At 37.4% G+C, this 4,698-nt stretch carries 3 protein-coding genes and 2 pseudogenes; 3 read left to right on the forward strand and 2 right to left on the reverse strand.

All coding sequences use genetic code 11. From position 1 onward, the window contains the following. From HT715_RS10805 to HT715_RS10810, 3 genes and pseudogenes are all read left to right on the forward strand, one after another. The coding region (locus tag HT715_RS10805; RefSeq protein WP_172922954.1) for an IS3 family transposase at window positions 1-419 on the forward strand (419 nt) is incomplete at its 5' end. A 495-nt stretch (window positions 420-914) separates the two neighbouring features. Next, a pseudogene (locus HT715_RS12105) lies at window positions 915-1,252 on the forward strand (lantibiotic-modifying protein). A 517-nt stretch (window positions 1,253-1,769) separates the two neighbouring features. Then, entirely contained in the window at window positions 1,770-3,002 is a 1,233-nt protein-coding gene (locus tag HT715_RS10810; RefSeq protein ID WP_000765700.1) for an MFS transporter, read from the forward strand. A gap of 117 nt (window positions 3,003-3,119) precedes the next feature. On the opposite strand, the gene cbpF is transcribed toward HT715_RS10810, so the two are convergent. Beyond that, on the reverse strand, window positions 3,120-4,142 hold the full coding sequence (gene cbpF / locus HT715_RS10815) for a choline-binding protein CbpF (RefSeq protein WP_000771087.1): 1,023 nt from the start codon (window positions 4,140-4,142) through the stop codon (window positions 3,120-3,122). Window positions 4,143-4,159: 17 nt separating this feature from the next. Continuing rightward, window positions 4,160-4,698, reverse strand: a pseudogene (locus HT715_RS12110) (choline-binding protein G); the annotation flags it as partial.

The raw sequence follows: 4,698 nt of genomic DNA on the forward strand, positions 1-4,698 counted from the left end.
CAGGTTTAGATGGCTTTAATAGTGAAATTATCGCCTATAATCTTTCAACTTCACCCAACTTAGAACAAGTACAAACAATGTTGGAACAGGCATTCAAAGAGAAGCGCTATGAGAATACGATTCTCCATAGTGACCAAGGCTGGCAATATCAACACGATTCTTATCATCGGTTCCTAGAGAGTAAGGGAATTCAAGCATCCATGTCACGCAAGGGCAACAGCCCAGACAACGGTATGATGGAGTCCTTCTTTGGGATTCTGAAATCGGAAATGTTTTACGGTTATGAGAAGTCGTTTCAGTCGCTTAAGCAATTGGAACAAGCTATTGTAGACTATATTGATTACTACAACAATAAACGAATTAAGGTAAAACTAAAAGGACTTAGTCCTGTGCAGTACAGAACTAAATCCTTTGGATAAATTAATTGTCTAACTTTTGGGGGTCAGTACATATGCTACGGGAAAGTTATGCACTTAATTTGACAATTCAAGATGTAAAAATATATACTAATATTTGACAAGTTGTCCTAAAAATGTTGTTATGTTATGGATTGATCGAATCTAACTAAAGGATCCTATTCAATTACTAGAACTATCACATACTCAAGGTCAGCTCACAGATGAGCAACTATTTTGGTTACAATACCTACTAAATTTAAGTCAAACAAATAATTTAGTCAAAATTAAAAAAATAGAGGAACATAAATATGATTACAAAACGGAATGTAATAGTGTTCTACGATTTTTACTAGATAAAACTGTAAATTCTGAAGGAAGGATCACTTCTTCAACAGAATTTGGAAATTTCGTAAGTAATTTATCATTCCAACACGGAATAGCTGGACTACTGTTTCCTCTAAATAAATTGCCCCCCCAGAACTGGATTCTAAAATACTCTCTATCATCAAGAAAGCAGTGACAATTAGAACGACACACACATATGAATATCAATACTCGCTGCTATTTGGTGATTCAGGCTATCTATGGTTACTCCTACATTTATTTTCTATCAGTAAAAATCAATACTATCTACAATTAGCAAACGTCACCGCTAAGAAATTAATAGAGAATTATGATACTCTAGAGGAAATAGACTTTGCATTGAGAAAATCTGGTGTCCTATTGTCATTAATAAAATACTATCAATTTACTAATGACAATACTCTTAAAATTTTCATCCACAATAGTATAGGGGAAATTTAGCATTATTTCCTACAAAGAGATACAGCCAAAGAAAGCATTTTAGACTATAGCTTTGCTCATGGATATTGTGGAATTGCATAGGCTTTATTTGCCTATTCTAAAGTCTTAGAACCTTCTATGTTCTATAATGATCTCCATACATTCCATACTGAATTAAAAAAATTATTAGAAAAAGTTACTTCTAATACTAAAAATTTAGGAAATTTACAACTTTCTTGGTGCAAAGGAATTTCCGGAATAATCTTATATCTTTGTATGTACGATTGTGACGGAAACAAAGATATTATTAGTAAATATCAATAATTTGTTTTTAACCATCATCTAAAAATGATGACAGGATATTGCCACGGAATAACTAGCTTACTACAAACCACTGTCTACAATCAAAACAAATTACTGATGAAAAAAATCCAACAGGTAATTTTAGCATGTTCTGAACGAGATGATCACGATTTACTGATGTTTCAAGGAGATAGGAGTAAAGCAGATTTGTTTGAAGCATGGGGGTATATTGGTGTCTATTAAATAATAAATTCCCATTCGATGTGCAGAAATAAGGAGAAAAGTATGAAATTATTTTGGACAAACAACATATATAGACAGTTGCTGCTAAACAGCTGTTTTTCATCATTCGGCGACAGTATTTTCTACCTCGCCATTATCAATTATGTGGCTCAGTACAATTTCGCTCCGCTAGCGATTTTACTGATTTCCATTTCAGAGGTGGTTCCCCTACTATCGCAACTCTTTCTCGGAATTCTAGGAGATTTTCAAGAAAATAGAGTCAAACACGCACTCTGGATTGCCAAAATCAAAATCCTGCTCTACGCTATTTTGACAGTATTTCTCGTCTTGTCGCCCTTTTCATTAGTTTCAGTCATTATGATTGTCATCATCAACCTTATCTCTGACACCTTGAGCTACCTGTCTGCCTACATGATGAACGCCCTCTACATCAGTGTAATTAAGGACGACCTGCATGATGCCATGGGGTTCAGGCAGTCTCTGATGAGGGTTGTCCGCATTGTCGCCAATCTAGCTGGTGCATTCCTTATCAATGTTATGAGTATTCAAACTATTTCCCTTATCAACACTCTGACTTTTGTCATTGCCTTTTGGGGCCTGTATGTTATTCGACATACCTTGTATGAGGTTGAAAAAAGGATTGAAATGTCACATACAGCACTGAGTTTTAAGAAATATTTTCAACATCTTAAACAGTCGCTGGCTGTGCTCCTGAGGTTAAAAGATACCGTCATACTACTGTTTCTGACGACCAGTATGATTGCCATCTTGGATGTGTCTCCTCGGTTGATTGCCCTCCGCTTCATCCAACAGACACTAGCACAACTGAGCATTGGGCAACTCCTCGCCCTGCTCTCCATCATCATTTCTTGTGGAGCTATCCTTGGCAATATGACCAGCAGTAATCTATTTAAAAATATCCGTTTCACGCACCTCTTGGTTTTCTGTGAGATTTCCCTATTGGCTCTAATAACTAGTATCCTTTGTCAAGCCTATATCGTAATTTTCATGACCAGTTTCATCAGTTCTACGATTATCGGCATTCTCAGCCCTCGCCTACAAGCAGCTGTCTTTGCCTATATCCCCAGTGACAAGATGGGGACGGTGGGCTCTGCTCTGAGCACAGTGGACATTCTCGCTCCGTCCCTGCTCTCCCTATTAGCCCTATCCATAGCATCGAGCGTTTCGGTGCAGTTAGCATTGATATTTTTGTATCTTATTTTGATTGCTCTTATCTTTTGTCAATGGTTAGTCAAGTTCAACACTCATAACTAACGAAAAAGCATGTGTAGATTTCACATGCTTTTAATCTCCCCAATCGTCAGGTCAAGTACAACAAAGTCACTTCTTTGATTAAGCGAGTGTTCTAATATAATTATAAGCTCCCTGTCATTACCGAACCCATTCGCCATTATAATTGACAGAATAGCCATCTACGGTCGTATTCACTGCCAAAGCACCTGAGCTATAAGCATAGTACCATTTGCCATTAACCTGGAACCAACCTGTCTTCATATCTCCATTACCTGCATTTAGGTAGTACCAAGTTGAACCATCTTGATACCAACCAGTTGTCATAGCTCCCGATGAACGGAGATAGTACCACTTGTTACCAAGGTATTGCCAGCCCGTTTTCATATCACCATTTTCAGCATCTAAATAGTACCAAGTTGAGCCTTCCTGATACCAACCAGTTGCCATAGCTCCTGATGAACGAAGGTAGTACCAGTTATTACCTAGATATTGCCATCCTATTTGCATGATGCCAGTTGCTGGATCTAGGTAGTACCATGGAGCCGCTTTAAGCTTCTCTTCATCATAGGTTAGAGGATAATCCTTGATCCAACCACGTGCTATCTCCCCAACAGGCAATCTGTTGATGCGAGAATCAAAGCCACCATCCTTCTGCAAATAATACCAGTCCCCATTATCATAAACCCAACCAGTTTTTAAAGTATGATAACTACGCTGATCTTCAAAATAATAGACTCGTTTCTCTGCTGGGCTATCATATTGTTCCCCATGATGTTTGTTGGTATTTGTAGCAGTTTTTGCTTCTAACACTTGCTTGCCAACAAATTCTTGTAGTACCCCATCTTGACCAAAGTAAAACCAATCTGGTCTAAAAGCAATATCTTTCCTTAGAGAAGAACCAATCGTAACCCCTTCGTATGGAGCAGGTATATATTGCCAGCCGACAACCATCTCTCCAGATAAAGAATCAAAATAATAGTACTTACCATCAATCACTCGCCAGTCCGTTTCTTTGAGGTCCCCCTTCTTGTAGTAGGTTCTTCCGTTTTCTTGGACAAAATGCCATCCTTCAGAATCATCTGCAAATACTACATTTGTAGCTAGAAAACCAAAGAATATTGCTGCTAATCCAACTTGCATCATTTTTTTCAAAAGTTTCATGTATATACCCTCCAATATTAAATCCACTCACCAGATGAAGCAAAGTTATAAACTTTACCATCAATCGTCTGACTACCTGTAACCATAGCACCACTTGAATTGAGATAATACCATTCACCTGATACTTTTATCCAACCTGTTTTCATATCTCCATTAGTAGGATCTAAATAGTACCATGTTGAACCATCTTTATACCAACCAGTCTTCATATCACCATTGGTCTTATCTAAATAATACCATCTTCCTCGTACATATTTCCAACCTGTGGACATTGAACCAGAGGTTTCAAGATAATACCATTTGCCATTTATACTTTGCCAACCTGTTTGTTTATTACTATTCTTATAATAATACCAAGTATCACTAATCAACTTCCATCCATCAATAGAATGCCCTTTAATAACAGAGTAGATGAAAGATAGAGCCTTCTCATTTAACTTAACAGCATAATTCATCTGTTCTGCCTTACTCCCATTGGTATGAACTCCGACAACCCTATTGGTAGAATCATATACTGCTGAACCGCTTGCACCACGCAAAGTATCTACTTGATAGA

This window comes from Streptococcus sp. 4155, assembly GCF_013276695.1.
In the GTDB taxonomy this organism is placed as follows: Bacteria; Bacillota; Bacilli; order Lactobacillales; family Streptococcaceae; genus Streptococcus; species Streptococcus pseudopneumoniae.